General features: G+C 38.2%; 18 protein-coding genes. 12 read left to right on the forward strand and 6 right to left on the reverse strand.

The window, feature by feature from the left end:
* Positions 1-13: 13 nt before the first annotated feature.
* Positions 14-1,489: a helix-turn-helix domain-containing protein gene (locus IGI38_RS03735; protein ID WP_438726870.1), complete on the reverse strand. Its 1,476-nt coding sequence runs from the start codon at positions 1,487-1,489 to the stop codon at positions 14-16.
* Positions 1,490-1,664: 175 nt separating this feature from the next.
* Between IGI38_RS03735 and IGI38_RS03740 the strand changes: the two genes are divergently transcribed.
* Together IGI38_RS03740 and IGI38_RS03745 are read left to right on the forward strand one after the other, a co-directional pair.
* Positions 1,665-2,396 (forward strand): TraX family protein, encoded by a 732-nt coding sequence (locus IGI38_RS03740; protein ID WP_438726873.1) that lies wholly within the window; start codon positions 1,665-1,667, stop codon positions 2,394-2,396.
* A 21-nt stretch (positions 2,397-2,417) separates the two neighbouring features.
* Positions 2,418-2,891: a GNAT family N-acetyltransferase gene (locus IGI38_RS03745; protein ID WP_438726876.1), complete on the forward strand. Its 474-nt coding sequence runs from the start codon at positions 2,418-2,420 to the stop codon at positions 2,889-2,891.
* 115 nt (positions 2,892-3,006) lie between these two features.
* On the opposite strand, the gene IGI38_RS03750 is transcribed toward IGI38_RS03745, so the two are convergent.
* From IGI38_RS03750 to IGI38_RS03765, 4 genes are all read right to left on the reverse strand, one after another.
* Positions 3,007-3,519 carry a helix-turn-helix domain-containing protein gene (locus IGI38_RS03750; RefSeq protein WP_438726879.1) on the reverse strand — a complete coding sequence of 171 codons (513 nt, stop codon included), beginning with the start codon at positions 3,517-3,519 and terminating at the stop codon, positions 3,007-3,009.
* Positions 3,520-3,597: 78 nt separating this feature from the next.
* Positions 3,598-4,344, reverse strand: a complete 747-nt coding sequence (locus IGI38_RS03755) for an ABC transporter permease (protein WP_438726882.1) — start codon at positions 4,342-4,344, stop codon at positions 3,598-3,600.
* A 9-nt stretch (positions 4,345-4,353) separates the two neighbouring features.
* On the reverse strand, positions 4,354-5,121 hold the full coding sequence (locus IGI38_RS03760; protein ID WP_438726885.1) for a hypothetical protein: 768 nt from the start codon (positions 5,119-5,121) through the stop codon (positions 4,354-4,356).
* A gap of 1 nt (position 5,122) precedes the next feature.
* Positions 5,123-6,034: an ABC transporter ATP-binding protein gene (locus tag IGI38_RS03765; protein ID WP_438726888.1), complete on the reverse strand. Its 912-nt coding sequence runs from the start codon at positions 6,032-6,034 to the stop codon at positions 5,123-5,125.
* A gap of 234 nt (positions 6,035-6,268) precedes the next feature.
* Between IGI38_RS03765 and IGI38_RS03770 the strand changes: the two genes are divergently transcribed.
* From IGI38_RS03770 to IGI38_RS03805, 8 genes are all read left to right on the forward strand, one after another.
* Positions 6,269-6,859 (forward strand): PepSY domain-containing protein, encoded by a 591-nt coding sequence (locus tag IGI38_RS03770; RefSeq protein WP_438726891.1) that lies wholly within the window; start codon positions 6,269-6,271, stop codon positions 6,857-6,859.
* A gap of 281 nt (positions 6,860-7,140) precedes the next feature.
* Positions 7,141-7,962 (forward strand): PRD domain-containing protein, encoded by an 822-nt coding sequence (locus IGI38_RS03775; protein WP_438726894.1) that lies wholly within the window; start codon positions 7,141-7,143, stop codon positions 7,960-7,962.
* A 106-nt stretch (positions 7,963-8,068) separates the two neighbouring features.
* Complete coding sequence (locus IGI38_RS03780) at positions 8,069-8,833, forward strand: carbohydrate deacetylase (RefSeq protein ID WP_438726896.1); 765 nt, start codon at positions 8,069-8,071, stop codon at positions 8,831-8,833.
* Between the two features lie 17 nt (positions 8,834-8,850).
* Positions 8,851-10,269, forward strand: coding sequence for a PTS transporter subunit EIIC (locus tag IGI38_RS03785; RefSeq protein ID WP_438726899.1), 1,419 nt, complete (start codon positions 8,851-8,853; stop codon positions 10,267-10,269).
* A 14-nt stretch (positions 10,270-10,283) separates the two neighbouring features.
* Positions 10,284-11,612 (forward strand): maltose-6'-phosphate glucosidase, encoded by a 1,329-nt coding sequence (locus tag IGI38_RS03790; RefSeq protein ID WP_438726901.1) that lies wholly within the window; start codon positions 10,284-10,286, stop codon positions 11,610-11,612.
* Between the two features lie 13 nt (positions 11,613-11,625).
* Positions 11,626-12,084 (forward strand): PTS sugar transporter subunit IIA, encoded by a 459-nt coding sequence (locus IGI38_RS03795; RefSeq protein WP_438726904.1) that lies wholly within the window; start codon positions 11,626-11,628, stop codon positions 12,082-12,084.
* Between the two features lie 70 nt (positions 12,085-12,154).
* Entirely contained in the window at positions 12,155-13,012 is an 858-nt protein-coding gene (locus IGI38_RS03800) for a GRP family sugar transporter (protein ID WP_438726906.1), read from the forward strand.
* Positions 13,013-13,183: 171 nt separating this feature from the next.
* A complete protein-coding gene (locus IGI38_RS03805; RefSeq protein WP_438726909.1) occupies positions 13,184-13,741 on the forward strand; it encodes a TetR/AcrR family transcriptional regulator C-terminal domain-containing protein in 558 nt (185 codons plus the stop codon).
* A gap of 179 nt (positions 13,742-13,920) precedes the next feature.
* Here the strand turns inward: IGI38_RS03805 and IGI38_RS03810 are convergent, their stop codons facing one another.
* Positions 13,921-14,361, reverse strand: a complete 441-nt coding sequence (locus tag IGI38_RS03810; protein ID WP_438726912.1) for an Lrp/AsnC family transcriptional regulator — start codon at positions 14,359-14,361, stop codon at positions 13,921-13,923.
* A 316-nt stretch (positions 14,362-14,677) separates the two neighbouring features.
* Between IGI38_RS03810 and IGI38_RS03815 the strand changes: the two genes are divergently transcribed.
* Positions 14,678-16,996 (forward strand): ABC transporter permease, encoded by a 2,319-nt coding sequence (locus IGI38_RS03815; protein ID WP_438726914.1) that lies wholly within the window; start codon positions 14,678-14,680, stop codon positions 16,994-16,996.
* Between the two features lie 18 nt (positions 16,997-17,014).
* The gene (locus IGI38_RS03820; RefSeq protein WP_438726917.1) at positions 17,015-17,770 is read left to right on the forward strand and encodes an ABC transporter ATP-binding protein; all 756 of its coding nucleotides are present in this window, start codon (positions 17,015-17,017) and stop codon (positions 17,768-17,770) included.
* Positions 17,771-17,813 lie beyond the last annotated feature (43 nt).

Consider the following 17,813-nt stretch of genomic DNA (forward strand, 5'->3'; position numbering starts at 1 on the left):
AACTTTTTTACTACTAATTTAAATAGGCCAGTTGTCTTATTAAGGTATTCATGCGGTATTCTTCAATTTTCCGACCTAATGCAGACAAGTTTTTTGCTGAAGGAACATCTTCCACAACAAATAATCTATCCTCAGGAATTGCAGGTGTTGAAAAATTTGTCACATAAAGATCGGATTCAAGTGAACCAGACGCAAGCTTCGTGTAGACTTTATCAGGTTGCACATCCAGCAGCACCTTCCCATGATAATTTTTATCTAAGTAATAAGCCAAAAGCTGGGCATGCTTTTCTCCTAAATCACTGCAAACCTCAGTTGCAACTGGTTTTCGCAAATTGTCTAATTGCTCTGGCAAATCCTCCCAATAGATGAAGAGTTCAAACAAAATCAAGTGAAAATACATAGAATACCAAGGGAAATGTGTTTTCGCTTCTTGATCCTTCAATGTTTTTTCTAGTACCTTACTGAAGACAGCAAAATCTCTTTGAACATTCAAACTATTATACAATTCACGATTGTAGGCGATATATCTTTCGTATGGGTAGGCCTTATTAGAGTTATAAACTGATTTTAGCAAAGCAATGCAGTTTTTGCGGCTAGCTTCGGACAGGCTGATCCCAAGCGCATTGGTGATTAAAGAAAGTGTTGTAGCACAAAAACGCTCCATGCGGGCCGCTTCTTCGGCATTGTCCCAGGCAAAATCATGCCAAAAAATTGTTTGAATCAGATCATTTCTATTTTGCTCATTTATAGGGATTGAAAAATAGTTCATCAGTTCTGTGATAGGAGCTTCATACTGATTTTCCCTTTCTACAGATAACGTGTTCCGTTTGGAGGCGCTTAAAAAGCCTTGTTCTTGTCGAATCATACTAACGGCCAATAAGAAAGCCAATTCAGTTTTTTGAAGAAAATTCAGATTCAAATCAAATTTTTCGTTTAAGCGATCAATCGTGTCAAAGATCATTTTTTGATCTAACTGGAACGGCCATTCGTAAATATCGTAAACTTCTAAAAAGTAACTGGACATGAATAATCGTACATGAAGTTCGCTCTCACCGTTCAATGTGAGTGTATTGCGATCAACTCTTAGTCCACGCATTTCCAAACCTTCATTCAGTTTGACGATTCGTCGATAGAGGCTTGAAGAACTAAGGAAAAGTTCCTTTTCCAAATCTGTTCGTAATTTTCCTGGTTCAAAAAAAAGAATTTCTAATAGTTGAAACGTAGGGGATTCTTTAAGGATATCGGAAAAAATTTCGCGTACAGTATGATTGTCTTTTTCAGTTAAGTGCAGATCACCAGCAGAATTTTTTTCTATTTGAACGATAGCATTCCATTGATCTTCAATTTCGATACAATCATTTAAAATGGTTTTTGGAACTGCGTCAACTTTTTTAGCTATTTTTTTTACAGATACATAGTTGTTTGATGTTCGAAGAAGCTCGATTATTTCTATTTGACGATTTTTAGTAGAAGATAAGGCATGTCTCATGTTAAACCTTCTTTCAATCGGTTGATACTTTTAGTATAAAGGAAAAATTCTTAACTGAAAATAATAAAGTTAGTTAATATACAAAGTATTTTCTAATATTTTTGCAAATACTGCGGGAATCGCAGTATAAACTATGGCATACTTAAATTACGAAGTAGTTGAGAGGTAGTGTGAAATGAACAAATCAATTGATGGTTTCAAATTGAAAATGATCGCCATTATAGCGATGTTACTAAATCATATCGGCAGTGGTTTTAGACTTTATGAACAGTCCCATGTACTTTATTTCTTTACCGAGTTTATCGGTAAATTGACGTTTCCTATTATGGCGTATCTTTTGGTGGAAGGCTTTTACTATACACATAATCGACGGAAATATGCAGGGAGGCTGACCGTTTTTTGGCTACTATCTATTTATCCTTTTCATCTGCTGTTTAGCGGCACCCGTCCCTTCAGCCCGATTGAATTGGTCAATAATATTTTCTTTACACTGTTAATGGGTCTTTTACTGCTGATTTTTTATGAGCAGCTAGAAAATCCTTTTATACGAAATATACTGGTACTCGTATTTTCACTAGCTACGATATCCTCGGACTGGCCTCTAATTGGAGTATTATTGATTTTTGGTTTTTATAGATGGCGGAATAACTCGAAGGGGATTTGGTGGCCGATTTTTTATACGACAGCTTTTTTAGTATGGGTATTAGCGACGATGTATTTCGCTGATCCGCAAAAATATCCTCTCTATCAAGTGTTCACAGGGCTAGGAACGCTATTAGTGATCCCGTTATTATCGGGTTATAATGGAGAGAGGGGCTATTCGCCACAATGGGTAAAATGGGGTTTTTACGGATTTTACCCGATGCATTTGATTGTTTTAGCGTTGATTCGAATAGTGATTCACTAAGTCAGGTGATAGGAGGAACATATGGAGTACATCATTCGAGAGTTACAGGTGTCAGAGTATCCGCTGCTGAAGGAATTTTTGTATCAGGCGATTTTTCAGCGTGACCCGAATCATCTTATTCCAAGATCGGTGCTTGATGATCCCGAGGTAAATGTCTATATTCAAAATTTTGGTAATTCCAAGGAAGATTATTGTTTATGTGCTGAGAGTGATAATCGCGTAATCGGGGCTGTTTGGGTCAGAAATATCGATGGATTTGGATCGATCGATGATCGAACACCTGAATTTGCGATTTCCATTGCTCCTGACTATCGCGGATTTGGAATCGGGACTGCTTTGATGCAGGAAATGTTAATAAAGCTGAAGAAAATTGGGTATACTAAAACCTCCTTGGCAGTTCAAAAGGATAATTACGCACTGAAGATGTATGAAAAAGTTGGATTTGAAATTATTGACGAAAATCAAGAGGAATACATCATGATTTGCAAGTTATAGAAATAGGTTGAGGACAGTAAAATCAGTGTTACATTGGCGGCTTAGACAAGTCATCAATGTGATTTTTTATTTGTCGAAAAATCAAAAAAAGGAGCATTGCTCCTTTTCCAATAGGTTAATCTATTACTAGGCGGTATCTATCCATTAAATAGAAGAATAGCCATGGGATGAAGCCAATAATGCTTGTGGCACCGAGCCAAGCAACTGTAAGCGGCTGGACAATATCCAGCACACCGGTCAAGCCAGAATCAAAATTCAAGATTACATTGATCAAGATGATCATTAAAAAGAATGCCGTCGATAAAATGGAAGAGGTAAAAAAGAAAACCTTTCCTCTTTTGGCTTTCAAGTCGGTTTGTGGCGTGGGTGATTTCTTTTTTTCTTCAAAGGATTCCTCCGTCAGAGGCGTCTCCACGATATGTGCACGCCCTTGTAAAAGTTCCTCTACCGTGGTTTCTAAGACAGAGGCAAGTAGTGGCAATGTATTGATTTCTGGACAGCCAAGTCCACGTTCCCATTTTGAAACGGCACTATTTGTAACAAAGATTTCTTCGGCCAATTCTTTTTGTGTGAGTCCCTTAGCGACCCGTAATTTTTTTATATAGTTTCCCATCGAATTTTCCAACATACACACTTCTCCACAAGGCTTTTCTACAGTTTAACGAAAGAGAATCCTTTTTTCGTCCAACTTAAGCATGATTTTTTGTTAAAATTCCATTTTTTCAATTTTTCTTAGGGATAGATAGTAAAAAAGAGCAGCAAAAATCAGGCTTAATCCGATGCCGAAGGGAATATCTTTAGCTAAAAGCTGCCTCCCATTATAGAGCGAAAAGGCATAGTTATAAAATAGAAAAGAAAAATTCGAAACAAAATCCGCCATAAACTGGTTCAATAAATTATCGATTAAAAGAATCAATAAACCGACACACATCGTGATTGCAACATTTTTTGTATAGAGACATAGAAGGACCATGCCGATGCAGGTAGTTATCAATGGAATAAGCGTTAAGAGGATACAGAAAAGTGATTCTGTTACTCCTTTAAGGACCGAACCGAACCCATTCAGCAAACCGCTTATTAAAAAAGCAAATAAAGCCAAGAAGACCACACTGCCAATCATTAGAATCACTAAATAAAGTAGTTTACTATGGAGAAGTTGTTTCTTGGAATGCTTGTTTATCAAGGGCAAATGAAATGTCCCTGTGCTTCTTTCCAGATTGATAGAAAAGGCGGCTAGTAAAAGAAAGAACAGAGGGCCAATCAAGGCGGATTGCAGCTGTAACGAATAAATTATGAACTTTCCGCCAGTGTAAGCTTGAGCAAAATCACTCTGGGGATTTTGCTGAAAAGAGACACCTTCGGAAAAAATGATAATCGTGTAGGCAAGCAGATAAAGTAAAAAGGCCTTTTGGCGAACGGCTGTTGTTAATTGGAAATATAATAAACGTGTCATTTGCAGCTCCTATCTATCAAAGTTTATTTTGTTGGAACGAGTGAGAATTAAGAAATAAAACAAGCTGGAATAAAAGAAAAAGTTCAGTAACCCTGGAAAAATGTCTGGCCAAGTCAATGCTTGAAAATCCTGATTGATAATCCATTGATAAGGATAATAGAGTGGGAATAAGCTGGCGGATTTTGGAAAACTCTGATTGAGAAAGACGAAAAATATCAAAAGTAAAAATGTTTCGCCAAGTACCATAATCGTATGTCTAGCGTGAAAGGCTAGCAAAATCAAAAACAGCTCCAACGGTATAAAAGAAAGTGCGACTAAAGCATATTTGCTCATGGTTTGATAGAAAACGGGGGTGCTAAAGATCTGTGTACCCCAGCACAAAAACGAAATGCCATAAACGATAATCGTAATAGCGATGATCATCGTTGTCGAAAAAAAGCAGAGCATCTTCATTTTTGCTGAAAGGACCTCCTTTTTAGTTCGCCCATGAAGTAACGGTTGGATTAACAGACCTGTCTGACGATCTTCACAGATAAAAAGTGCTGTGACCATCGCCATGAATAAGGCACCGATATTCGTTGAGTAGAACCGTAGCATAAACTCAGGAAAGTAAAGCCCTCCTAAAACTTTTTCATCTGCATTCACTAGATTTCGCAGTGCGAGAGAAGTTAGCAAACCGGAATAAGCAATGACTGCAAAAATAAATAATCCAAGAAAAAAATAGACTATCTTTTGTTGAAGTAATCGTTTAATCTCCATACGAGTTATGATATCCATCTCAATCCCACCCCTCAGTCAATTCAACAAAAAGGTCTTCCAAACGTTTTTCTCTAATACTTAATCGATGAACGATAAGACCGCTGGCTACCAATCGTTTCAAAAAGACATTAAAAGAAAGATCATTAATTCTTATTGTAAAATCCAACTTATCCTGTTCGATGATGTCAATTTGCATAGAAGATTGGAGACAGGTTGCCGCTTTTTCTGCATCATCAAGAGTTAGAGTAATCAATTCATTATTCGAGTGGATCAGTTCTTTAGTTTTTCCGTGTATGAGGGCTTTCCCTTTATTTAGAATCAGCACATCAGTACACAACTGTTCCATATCAGAAAGCTGATGAGAGGAAATGATGAAAGTCACCTGCTTTTCAGCAGCCATTGACCGGATCAGTTGATAAAGTTTTCGCATTCCTTGAGGGTCTAATCCATTTGCGGGTTCATCGAGAATGACAATCTTCGGATCATGAATCAGAGCTCTGGCTAAAGCGAGGCGCTGCTTCATTCCCAGCGAATAATATCTGACCTTTTTAGTTGTTTCTGATGAAAGTCCGACTAGTTCTATTAACTGATCGATTTTCTGATTGCTAATACTACCATGCAAATCAGCGATATAGCGCAAATTTTCTATTGCGGTAAAATCATTGTAGAAGGCGGGAGTATCTAGAGATGCTCCCACCATTTGAAGGGCCTGTTTTGGCTGTTCTGTTAAAGAAAGACCGTCAATTAGAATATCGCCGTCGGTTTTATTGATCAAATTTGTCAACATTTTTAAAGTCGTCGTTTTTCCGGCGCCGTTTGGACCAAGCAGTCCTAAGATACTGCCTTGCTCTATTTCAAAAGTAAGTGCGCTGACGACCGATTTATCTCTATAGTTTTTTGTTAAATTTCTGACTCTGATTGCTGGATGCATAATTTCCTCCATCTATTTTTTAACTAAGTTTATCCACGAAAAGAGAGAACAGCAATCGACGAATCGTCGAATAATCGCGAATGCTCGTTTTTTTTATTTCCGAAGACTCTTCATTAAATCCTGAGGGGTTTATATTGCATAAAATAAATAGGATGATAAAGTAGTTATAACAGGCCGTCAGATGGATTTACTTTGTGAATGGTTCTAAGATAAATAAAAAAGGGGAGAGTAATTGTGAAGAAAATAATTGTTTTAGCTTTGTCTGGAGTATTATTAGGAGGATTAGCAGGATGTGGTACAGATTCAGATGACTCAGCCAATTCAAGTTCTACTACACAAAAAACAAGCCAGAGCCAAACAAGCAGTGAGGCGACGACTGATTTCAAGGTTAGTGTAGCTGATGCGATCAAGGCATATCAAGAAGCATATCCAGATAGCGATATTACTTCGATTGATTTAGAAACATCTTTTGGAAATTATTTGTATAAAATCGAAGGCGTTGATGACAGTAAAGAATACGAAATACAGGTAGATGCTGATACGAAAGAAGTCTCTAAAGAACGCGAAGAAGCCTTAGATACAGAAGAGCAAGACGGCGTCAAAAGAAAAGAAGACAAGCTGGATCTGGAAAATCTTTTGAGTGTCGAAAAGGTCGCTGATATTGCTACAAAACAGGTTGGAAGCGGTAAAGCGACTGACTGGAGTTTAGACAAGGACATGGGCACTACTTATTGGGAGATCAAAGTCGAGGATGGTCATAAGGAGACCGAAGTTAAGATCGATGCTAAATCTGGTAAGGTACTAGAAACTGAAACGGATGACTGAGAACCACAGAATCTCATGCTCATGGTGAAAGTCTACCATGAGCCTTTTTTTGTTTTCTAGAAGGATCGTTTGTTCTGTTTGTAAAAGGATCATTTGACAAATATAAAAATCATTGTTGACAGCGCTTTTTTATTTTGCTATATTGAGCGTGTAAACAAATAGGGTGTAACTATTAAATTAGGCACGACCTGGGAAAACACTTTCCTTAGGTCGTTTTTTGTTGTTTTAAATATTATAATCCATTGGATTTAGAGTATTTTATAGAGAGGCTCGGTGCAACGATGAAGGTTGTTAAAAAGATCAATCATAATGTAGTACTAATTGATGATGAGGGAGTAGAAAAAATTGCGATGGGCAAAGGAATTGGGTTCTCCGCCGTCGTTAATCAAACGTTTGATCCAGCTCTTGCAGATAAATTTTTTACTTTAGATTCCAAAGAAAAAACAAAAATGTTTAGTGAGATGGCGGCAAAAATACCAATAGAGTTTATAGAATTTTCAGAAGAAATTATTCAGGTTATTTCAAAGAGAATTGCGTCACCGTTAGATTCAAATATTTATATCGCATTGACCGATCACATTTATTTTGCGATCCAGCGGCAAAAGGAAGATAGTCAGGTGACGGCTATTATGCTGCCGGAAATGAAGCTGTTGTATCCGGATGAGTATGAAACAGCTAATGAAGTTGTTGCTTTGATCAATCACCGTTATGATACAGAGCTGGGGGCAAATGAAGTCGGCTTCATCACAATGCATATCATCAATGCGGAGCTGGGGGAACGAAACAGTTTGAACAGTTTAAAAATTTTAGAGATGACCAAAACGATTTTAGAAGACTTAGAAAATACCTTTGGTTATCGGTTTGATAAAGATTCATTGACTTACCATCGGATGATGATCCACATCAAATTTTTAGTGAAGCGTTTGATCTATCAGGAGGAATCTCCGACTGAGAATATTGGCTTTTTTACAAGTACCTTTAAAGAAAGCAAACCGTATCAAACGGCAGTGGCGATCAAAAATATGATCGAAAAAAAATTTCAATTGGACGTTCAAGAGAACGAGGTCATTTATCTGGCGATTCACTTGGCAAGAATTCAATAAGCAGGGCGTAACTATCAGGTAGGCGCAACCTTTTGATACACAGAAGAAAAATCTGTGCTCATTGGGTTGTGCCTATTTTTAGTATAAAAAAGAAAGGAAGGAAAAAATGGGAAAAGTAATCTTCAATTCAGATGATTTCGGCTACAGCTATGGAGTGAACTACGGTATCGTGGATGCCTATCAACGAGGAATCTTGACATCAACTACTCTAATGGCGAATATGCCGGGATTTGAACACGCTGTAAAACTAAAAAATGAGCTTCCAGATTTAGGTGTAGGGGTTCATTTGACATTGACTTGCGGCAAACCGCTCTTGAAAAATGTGGATAGTTTGATGGAGGAAGACCGATTTAAGCACTTATCATATTATAAGCAACCTTTTGAAGTGGATGGGGATCAGCTTTATCAGGAATGGAACGCACAAATTCAAAAAGTTTATCGCGCTGGAGTTATTCCCACACACTTGGACAGCCATCATCATACACATACTTTTGGAATGAATCAGGAAGTAGTTGTTGCACTGGCGAAAAAATATGATTTGCCAGTTCGCGGAAATTTTGAGAGAAAAGCAGAAGTCCGACATACGGATTATTTTGAACCTTATTTCGATGATGTTGGAGAAACGATTGTCGAAAAACGGCAAATTGATTGTTCCATTCATGAGTATTTAGAACGCTTGATATCCGTTTTACGAGACAAGAAAACGATCGAGATTATGTGTCACACAGCTTATCTTGATCAAGAATTGCTGAATGGATCGAGTTTTGTCTATCCAAGAATTAATCAAGTGGAATTTTTGATCCATTCAGATTTTGCACAGCAGGTTAAAAGGGATAGTTTGATTGAGTTAGCGACCTATAAAGATATATAACTTAAGGAGGAGTAAAAATGTCAACTTTTAAAGCAAATATACAAAAATTGGGCAGAGCGATGCTGCTGCCTGTAGCTGCAATGCCATTGGCTGGGTTGATCATGCGTCTCTCAGCAGATGACATGCTGAATATTCCGGTGATCGGAGCAGCTGGAAATGCAGTATTTGGAAATTTGGATATTCTGTTTGCGATTGGTGTAACGATCGGTTTTGCGAAAACGAAGGATAAGGGCATTCCGGCGCTTACTGGTTTCCTAGCGATTGCTACGTTGAAAAAGGGTTTAGAAATTATGAATCCAGCCGTCAATATGGGGATATTCGGTGGGATTATTTCTGGTTTGATCGCAGCTTGGACGTATAATCGTTTTAAAGAACAGAAGCTGCCTATGGTGTTCTCATATTTTGCCGGCGAGAAATTTCCATTGACGATGGTGATGATTTTGCAAACAATTACTTCGGTTGTTTTTGGAATATTATGGCCGTTTGCCCAAGCTGGAATTGATAGCTTTGCTAGATTATTAGTGAATATGGGCGCATTAGGAGTCGGCATTTTCATGTTCTTGAATCGACTATTGATTCCATTTGGCCTTCATCATGTACTGAATACGTATGTTTACTACGACTTAGGAAGTTATACGGCACCGAATGGAGAAGTATTCCGAGGAGAAATGACTCGTTTTATTAATGGTGATCCACAGGCAGGGTTATTTTTGTCAGGTTTCTTTGTGGTCATGATGTTTGGTGTACCAGCAATCTGTTTAGCGATCTATCGTGCAGCGTTCAAAGAAAACAAAGCTATGGTCAAAGGGATTATGGGGAGCGGCGCAGCCACATCCTTCATCTCAAATATTACCGAACCAGTAGAATTCAGCTTCATGTTTCTTTCACCAATGCTCTATGTTGTGCACGCGGCTTTTGCGGGCTTAGCGGGGATTGTTTGCTATTTACTGAATATTCGGATCGGCTTCACTTTTGGCGCCTGTATCGTTGATTATTTGATCAATTTTAGAATAGCGACTAATGCCATCTTGATTATTCCAATTGGAATTGTTTTCTTTGCACTGTACTATTTTACCTTCTACTATCTGATCAAGAAGCGTAATATTCAAACTTTAGGAAGAGAAGTAGCAACGGAATACGGAGCAGAAGCAGTCGAAGAAGAAGAAAAAGAATTAGGTTTGGCAAGTAAAAACTATGAGTATATGGCGAAAAAAATGCTGCAGGCTTTTGGCGGATCAGAGAATATTTCCGATGCCTTTAGTTGTAACACTCGTTTGAGAGTTGAAGTTGAAAATCCAGCGATTGTTGACGAGCAGCGCATCAAGCAACTAGGTGTCAGCGGTGTGATCAAGCCGACAGAAAAAAATTACCAAGTCATTATTGGGCTGGAAGTAACTTATGTAATGGCAGAATTTAATAAATTATTGGAGCAATAGGAAGGACGTAAATCATGACAAACAAACAAATTATCACGATTGCCGGCGGAGGCAGTACGTATACACCAGGAATTATTCAAGCGGTTTTAAACAATGCGGATCGTTTGCCGCTTTCAGAAATTCGCTTATACGATATTGATGCTAAAAGAAATGCTGATATGTTTTTGATCATTCAGTATATGTTAAAAAAGGAAGGTTTTAAGGATGTTGTCATTTCTTCAACAGAAGATCCGGAAACGGCCTTTACAGGATGTGATTTTATCTTCTCGCAAATTCGAGTTGGTGGAATGAAGATGCGTGAGAAAGACGAGAAAATTCCGTTAAGTCACGGATTAGTTGGTCAGGAAACTTGCGGATTGGGCGGCTTTGCCTATGGAATGCGATCAATGAGCGGACTGTTGGAAATTGTTGGCTACGTACAACAGTATGCACCTGATGCATGGATTTTAAATTATACAAATCCAGAATCAATTGTTTCAGAAGCTGTTCGCAGACAATATCCAAAAGCGAAAATGATCAATGCTTGTGATATGACGATTTCTATTGAAGAAACGATTGCCGTCAATTATGGTTATGATCGGAAAAATTGGATTCCGACTTATTATGGGTTGAATCATTTCGGCTGGTACACTTCAATTTATGATAAAGAATTGAAAAAAGATATTATGCCAGAGATCATTGAAAAACTAACCACTCAGGAAATGCAGGTAGCTGATTTTAATGCAGGGGATAAGACGTGGCAGGAAGCCTTCAGTATGATGTCTGTAATCACAAAAAACTTCCCGCAAAATATTCCGAATAACTATTTAGAGTATTACTTGTATCCGGATATGGTCGTTGAACATTCAGATAAAAACTACACTCGGGCCAATATGGTGATGGAAGGCAGAGAAAAGAATACCAAAGAAATGGCTGAGAAAATTCGCGCTGGAGCGACAGAAGACGTTCTGAATTTCAACTTTGGTGAACATGGACAATACATTGTTGATATGGCAACATCGTTATTGAATGATGAACGTCGGCGCTTTATGCTGATCGTTCCTAATCAGGGGGCTATACCTAATTTGCGATCAGACGCTGTTGTAGAAGTGCCAGCCTATGTTGGAGCTACTGGAGTTGAGCCGATAGCACTAAGAGAGCCGATCTGCGATTTCCATAAAGGATTGATGGAGGCACAAGTGGCAGCTGAAAAATTATTAGTGGATGCTTATTTTGAAGGGTCGTATCAAAAAGCGTTGCAGGCTTTTACATTAAATCAAACGGTTCCGAATGCTCAAGTAGCAAAAAAAGTATTAGATGAAATGATTGAGGCCAATAAAGAGTTCTGGCCGAAATTAGTCTAGAGGTGATGAGAAAATGCTCTTTTTTAAAACAAAGAAAGTTCTGAAGTCTGTTGCGAATGGTCACGTTCTTCCTTTAGAGGCAGTAAAAGATGACGTTTTTTCCTCGAAGATGATGGGCGATGGGTATGCGATAAGCCAACATGATGGTAAGGTCTATGCACCGATAGAGGGAATTGTTGAGAGCATTTTCCCAACACTGCATGCTATAACAATTGAAAGTAAGACTGGGGAGAAATTATTGATCCATATGGGGTTGGATACTGTGGAACTAAAAGGAGTTCCTTTTTCAATCAAAGTAGCAGAAGGGCAGAACGTAAAAACAGGAACATTACTTGCCTTTATGGACTTACAGCAATTAGAGAATGCCCAAAAGGACGACACCATCATCGTGGTTTTCCCAGAAATGACCAAGGGCAAGCTGATGAAAGAAAATCAAGCAGTAACTTTGCAAGACGAACTATTCAAATTTTAGGTAGGAAGGGACTGGGTAGACATGCCCAGTCTTTTCTTAAGTGATTATTTTAGCTTTTTAGGAGAAATCAATGATTATTTTATATCTATTACCCGCATTAGGATGGGGCTTTATGCCGATCATCGCAAAACTGACAAAGGCAAAACCAATCAATCAGCTTTTAGGAACAACGACAGTAGCCCTTCTGATTGGAACGCTATTCACGATCATCGTTCGGCCACCGTATACTAGTGCCAGTTTTCTAGCAGCACTTTTTTCTGGGTGTTTTTGGTCGATCGGCCAATATCTGCAATTCTATTCATTTCAATTATTACCAGTATCTGAGGCTATGCCGATTTCCAATGGGACTCAATTAATCGGAACAACCTTCATTGCGGCTTTATTTTTTGGAGAATGGTCAAATATGAAAATGGCAGGTGTAGGAACAGGAGGAATTCTACTAATTATTGTCGGCATTATTTTCACCTCCTATTTAGAAAAAAAAGATGACGCATCGCTGTTAAAGACTAATAAAAGCAAAGCGCTTAGTTGTTTGCTGCTGTCTTCATTAGCTTTAACAATATATGTGACTTTGCCGCAAGCGTTTCAAGCCAGTGGAGCAGAGGTTCTATTTCCACAAGCAATCGGAATGTGGTTTTTATCGATAGTATTATCTTTTGCTAAACGTGACGAGACATGCTGGAAACAAGTGAGAAAAAACTTTGGGACCGGAATCGCTTGGAGTATAGCAAATATTAGTCTATTTCTTACTATACCAATGATCGGAGTCGCTAAAAGTTTCACCTTTTCACAGTTAGCAGTATTAATCTCGATTTATGCGGGATTGGTTCTTTTGAAGGTTCAGAAAACAAAAAAGGAATGGCGAATGATCAGTTTAGGTGCGGCGCTTATTGCAATAGGAATATTGTTGATTGGTTCGATCAAATAAAGAAATGTCTAGTCATCATTCGGTGATTAGACATTTTTTTATATAATAAGGACTCTGTTGACTTAAATAATAGACATACTGTCTATTATTTTGTACGATATGAACTATAAAGCGTGATGCAAGAAAGACCACTAAATAATGCTCACTATATCGAAGGGGGACCGGCAAAAATTGAAGGAAAAGGATCTGCGCTATTCTCGGACACGTAAAAGTATCCTATCTGCTATGACGAAATTGCTGAAAACAAAAAAATTTGAACAAATTACTGTGACGAATATCTGCGAAGAAGCAGAAATCAGCAGGAGCGGCTTCTATCTGCATTATGTAGATAAGTATGATTTGGTGGAAGTGAGCTTGAAGGAGTTTCGAGATCACGCCAATTATTTCGCACAAGAAAATGTCGGCAATGGTAAGACGGCATTATTTTCGAGTATGTTGACCTATCTGCAAAATGAGGGAGACTTGATTGCGGCATTTATTTCAGAAAATGGGTCGATTGAAGTTCAAAATTATATTAAACAAATGATGCAGGAAAATGCTCGAATAAATGTTTTTCCTCAATTGGATTTAAAAATCGAAAATGAGACTGAAGAGCATTATGTACTTCTATTTTTAAGTAATGCCTTATTTGGAGTATTACAGGATTGGATTGATCGAGGGCAAAAGGAATCACCAGATGAGCTTGTAAGAATAATCGATCGTTTGATTGCCTTTGATTTTAAGAAATAGCGAACCGGCAAAGTGACACAAGCAGTGTCCTTTTTGACGGTTCGCTTTTTTGATGTGACTTTTTTTAAAGTGGTAAAAAGCTTAATAAATAAAGTCGGAGGTGGCGCTGACTTTAAGAATGGAAAGAATGTTCAAGAAATCCTTTTCATTTTTAAAGTATCGGGAAAATGCTCATATGGTCATCCATTGACTTCTTCCTTCAAATTTTCCAAGGTGATCATCGTTTGTGTCTCACCAACCCCGCGAACTTGCTTTAATTTTTTTGATAGAAATTGTTCTAAATCAGGAATATCCGCTGCTGCGACTTTCAATAAATAATCGTATTCACCAGTTACTTTATGACATTCCAGCACACAGTGATAGTTTGAGATTGTGTTTTTAAAGTTGCTGGTATTTCCACTTCGATCTATTTTTACTGAAATAAATGCGAGGATAGGGAGACCGCAGCTTGTTCGATCCAATTTGATCGTATATTGCTGGATCACTCCGCTGCTTTTCAACTTCCGCAAACGCTCAATCACTGCTGGCGCGCTCAACCCGATTTTTTCACTGATAGCGCTGATAGATTCTCTGCTGTTTTTTTTCAGAATAGTAAGAATGGTTAAATCAATTTTATCCATATAGTTGCTCCTTTACTTTTTTAGAACTTGTTTCAATTAATATGCTATCAAACAAGCGAGAAGAGGTCGAACCCAATTTATGGCTAAAAAATTAAAAAAATCAATTTTTGGTTTATTAAGTAATTATCAAAAAAACTTGTCATTTGAAAAGAGAAACTCAAAAAAAGTTAATGATTATTAAGTCGACGAAGTGTTTGACGTTTTTTTAAAGAAAACAAAACTTTAATACTAGGTTAATATTCTGTGTACATTAGGGAAAGACTCCTTCTTTATAGTGAAGATAGAACGAATGAAGAAGGGGTAGGAGTGAAGGATTATGTATCGAAAAATTATAAAAAATGATGTAAGAGACAGTAAGGTGATCACGCTAATCACCACGTTGTTCATTACTGTAGCCGCGTTGTTAGTGGCACTGGCGACAATTTTGAGTGTCAATTTGGCGGGCTCTATTGATACTCTGATGGAAAAAGCGCAATCGCCGCATTACATGCAAATGCATACAGGTGGTGTAGATCAAGATCGTTTAGCAAAATTTGTAAAAACCAATGGAAATGTGGCGTCCTACGAGGTGTCGGAGTTTTTGAATCTTAATGGATCAGATATTCAGCTTGGAGATCACAGCTTCGCGGATAGTGTGGAAGATAATGGCTTAGCGGTTCAGAATAAAAACCTGGATTATTTCTTGGATATGGAAAATCAGCCGATTCAACCGAAGCGTGGAGAGCTGTATGTTCCAGTTGCCTTCAAGAAACAAGGATTTGCAAAGATTGGCGACAAGGCAAAAATCGCGGGCAAATCATTCAGAATCACGGGTTTTTTACGGGATGGCACAATGAACTCGCAGATGGCAGGCTCAAAACGCCTCTTGCTGCATCAAAAAGACTACGACGAACTTTTTTCTAAGGGAAAGCTAGAATATATCATTGAGTTTCGTTTGAAAGATCCAAGTAAGCTGAATCAATTTGAAGCCGCTTATAAAAAAGCTGGTCTAGAGGTCAATGGACCAAGTGGGACTCATCGTCTGTTTAAGCTGGGAAACGCGATGTCTGATGGAATCATGATCGGTATTCTTTTATTAATCAGCTTACTAGTAGTCTTGATGACATTTATGTGTATTCGTTTTACATTGCTGGCAAAAATTGAGGAGGACTATAAAGAGATTGGTGTGATGAAAGCAATTGGCTTGCAGCTAAAAGAGATCAAGAAAATTTATCTGGCAAAGTATGCGGCTATTTCGGTCATTGGCAGTTTGGTTGGTTATTTGATGTCAATTCCTCTGAGCTATCTATTATTAAAGAATATCAAACTTTTTATGGGTGAAAGCAATAATGAAGGACTCAGTTGGCTTTTAGCTGTTGCAGGCGTGTTTGTAGTAATGCTTTTAATGATCATTTATGTATACCGCCTACTAAATCGTTTCAAAAAGATCTCAGCAGTCGAGGCGATTCGTTTCAGCGGAGCCAATGAGAAGGTTAATACTAGGACCCGCTTTAATCTTCGCCGCTTGGCGTTTTTCTCAGTCGACACTCGGATCGGGATCATTGATATTATGAATCGGAAAAAGATTTATCTAACTATGTTGCTTGTTTTTATGATATCAACCTTTATTATGATCGTTCCTGCACTGGTCCATCATACATCTTCCTCTGAAGAATTCGTAGACAGTATTGGTTTTAGCCGTAAGATTGACATAGCAGCCAGCCTTTACCAATCCACCAACAGTGTCGAGAATCAGGCTAAGATCGAAGACTATTTAGCGAATGATCCAGATGTTGAACTGTTTAGTAAAATATCGACCAAAAATTTTGATGTTAAGGAAACGGGAGCTGCTGACAGTGTGCTGTCCGTTGAATTAGGAAACCATCAAAAATTTCCCGTAGATTATTTGGAAGGACAAGCACCACGTAAAATCAATGAGATGGCTTTATCGACCATCAATGCAGAAGAATACAATAAAAAAATTGGTGATTCGATCGTTATGATTTGTGAGGGGCACGAGGAGAAATTTATTGTTTGCGGGATTTATGCCAATCTTTTCAATGGCGGAAAAACGGCTAAAGCAATTTTTAAAGATACAACCGCTCCGCTCATTTGGACAGATATTTCAATCAAATTAAAAGACTCTAGCAAAGCAGCCGAAAAAATGAAGCAATACAAGAAAGAGCTGCCGTTTGCCAAGATGAACAATGCAGAAAAATTTCGCGATCAAACGTTTGGTTCGACGATACAGTCGATACGGATCATTTCAATCGGTGCGATAGTAGTCGCGCTAGTGATTACCAGCTTAATCACGTCTTTATTCATGAAACTGCTCTTAGTGAAGGATAAAAAAGAGATTGCTACATTAAAAGCGGTTGGTCTCACCAATCAGGAAATTAGAAATCAGTATCTTTCAAGAAGTTTAACCGTTTTAGTGATTGGATTAGGGATTGGTACTTTGTTGGCCATGACTTTAGGGAAGACAATGTCGGGATTAGTATCAGCGGCTTTAGGAGGAGTCAGCGTGCAGTTAACAGGAAGTTTATTGATTTACCTAGGCTGTCCGCTTTTAATGCTGATCGTTACTTATTTGACAACTAGAATCGTAACAGCCCAAGCAGGAAAAATTAAAATAGCCGAAAATCTTAAAGACTAGAAAAGGATGGGAAAACAGATGGAGACAATGATAAATGGATCAAATATTATTAAACGTTTTGGTGTGGGAGAAGAGCAGGTTACCGTTTTAAATCAAGTGACTATTCAGGTGGAAAAAGGACAATTCGTCGCAATTATGGGTCCTTCTGGTTCAGGCAAGTCTACATTGCTTTATGCAATCAGTGGAATGGATCAGGTAGATTCTGGGGAAATAAGTTTTAATAATCAGCAAATAGAACAAATGTCTGAAAAGCAATTAGCGGATATTCGCAGAGAGCAAATGGGATTTGTTTTTCAGCAACCGACCCTTTTGAAAAATCTTTCATTAATTGACAATATTATTCTGCCGAGTTTGAAAGGCAAGAAACAAATTGCTCAGCAAGAAAAGCGGGCAGAGAGCTTGATGAAAAAAGTGGGCATACCAGAATTGAGAGATCGTAAAATTACACAGGTATCTGGAGGCCAGCTGCAAAGAGCCGGTATCTGTCGTGCATTGATGAGTCAGCCTGAGATTATTTTCGGCGATGAACCAACTGGTGCGTTGAACTCTAAAGCCGCCCAAGAAATCATGAATATCTTGTTGAAAATAAATGAAGAAGGAACAACTGTGGTTATCGTTACTCACGATGCCAAAGTGGCCGCACAAAGTGAGCAGGTTTTCTTTATGGAAGATGGGCAAATTACGGAAGAGTTGTATTTAGGGAATTATACTGGTCAAAATCTCGAATCTCGCATGGAAAAGATCAATGAGCAGATTTTAGCTGTCGAAATCTAAAAATAGATTTAAAGCCTGCATCCTCACTATGGTAAAATTAATA

Origin of the sequence: Enterococcus sp. AZ128 (assembly GCF_051714485.1) — a bacterium.
Taxonomy (GTDB): Bacteria; Bacillota; Bacilli; order Lactobacillales; family Enterococcaceae; genus Enterococcus_A.

Excerpts from the sequence above, each read along its gene's own strand:
- IGI38_RS03735 (WP_438726870.1), bottom strand. The coding sequence starts at position 1,489 with ATGAGACATGCCTTATCTTCTACTAAAAATCGTCAAATAGAAATAATC.
- IGI38_RS03740 (WP_438726873.1), top strand. The coding sequence starts at position 1,665 with ATGAACAAATCAATTGATGGTTTCAAATTGAAAATGATCGCCATTATA.
- IGI38_RS03745 (WP_438726876.1), top strand. The coding sequence starts at position 2,418 with ATGGAGTACATCATTCGAGAGTTACAGGTGTCAGAGTATCCGCTGCTG.
- IGI38_RS03750 (WP_438726879.1), bottom strand. The coding sequence starts at position 3,519 with ATGTTGGAAAATTCGATGGGAAACTATATAAAAAAATTACGGGTCGCT.
- IGI38_RS03755 (WP_438726882.1), bottom strand. The coding sequence starts at position 4,344 with ATGACACGTTTATTATATTTCCAATTAACAACAGCCGTTCGCCAAAAG.
- IGI38_RS03760 (WP_438726885.1), bottom strand. The coding sequence starts at position 5,121 with ATGGATATCATAACTCGTATGGAGATTAAACGATTACTTCAACAAAAG.
- IGI38_RS03765 (WP_438726888.1), bottom strand. The coding sequence starts at position 6,034 with ATGCATCCAGCAATCAGAGTCAGAAATTTAACAAAAAACTATAGAGAT.
- IGI38_RS03775 (WP_438726894.1), top strand. The coding sequence starts at position 7,141 with ATGAAGGTTGTTAAAAAGATCAATCATAATGTAGTACTAATTGATGAT.
- IGI38_RS03780 (WP_438726896.1), top strand. The coding sequence starts at position 8,069 with ATGGGAAAAGTAATCTTCAATTCAGATGATTTCGGCTACAGCTATGGA.
- IGI38_RS03785 (WP_438726899.1), top strand. The coding sequence starts at position 8,851 with ATGTCAACTTTTAAAGCAAATATACAAAAATTGGGCAGAGCGATGCTG.
- IGI38_RS03790 (WP_438726901.1), top strand. The coding sequence starts at position 10,284 with ATGACAAACAAACAAATTATCACGATTGCCGGCGGAGGCAGTACGTAT.
- IGI38_RS03795 (WP_438726904.1), top strand. The coding sequence starts at position 11,626 with ATGCTCTTTTTTAAAACAAAGAAAGTTCTGAAGTCTGTTGCGAATGGT.
- IGI38_RS03800 (WP_438726906.1), top strand. The coding sequence starts at position 12,155 with ATGATTATTTTATATCTATTACCCGCATTAGGATGGGGCTTTATGCCG.
- IGI38_RS03810 (WP_438726912.1), bottom strand. The coding sequence starts at position 14,361 with ATGGATAAAATTGATTTAACCATTCTTACTATTCTGAAAAAAAACAGC.
- IGI38_RS03815 (WP_438726914.1), top strand. The coding sequence starts at position 14,678 with ATGTATCGAAAAATTATAAAAAATGATGTAAGAGACAGTAAGGTGATC.
- IGI38_RS03820 (WP_438726917.1), top strand. The coding sequence starts at position 17,015 with ATGGAGACAATGATAAATGGATCAAATATTATTAAACGTTTTGGTGTG.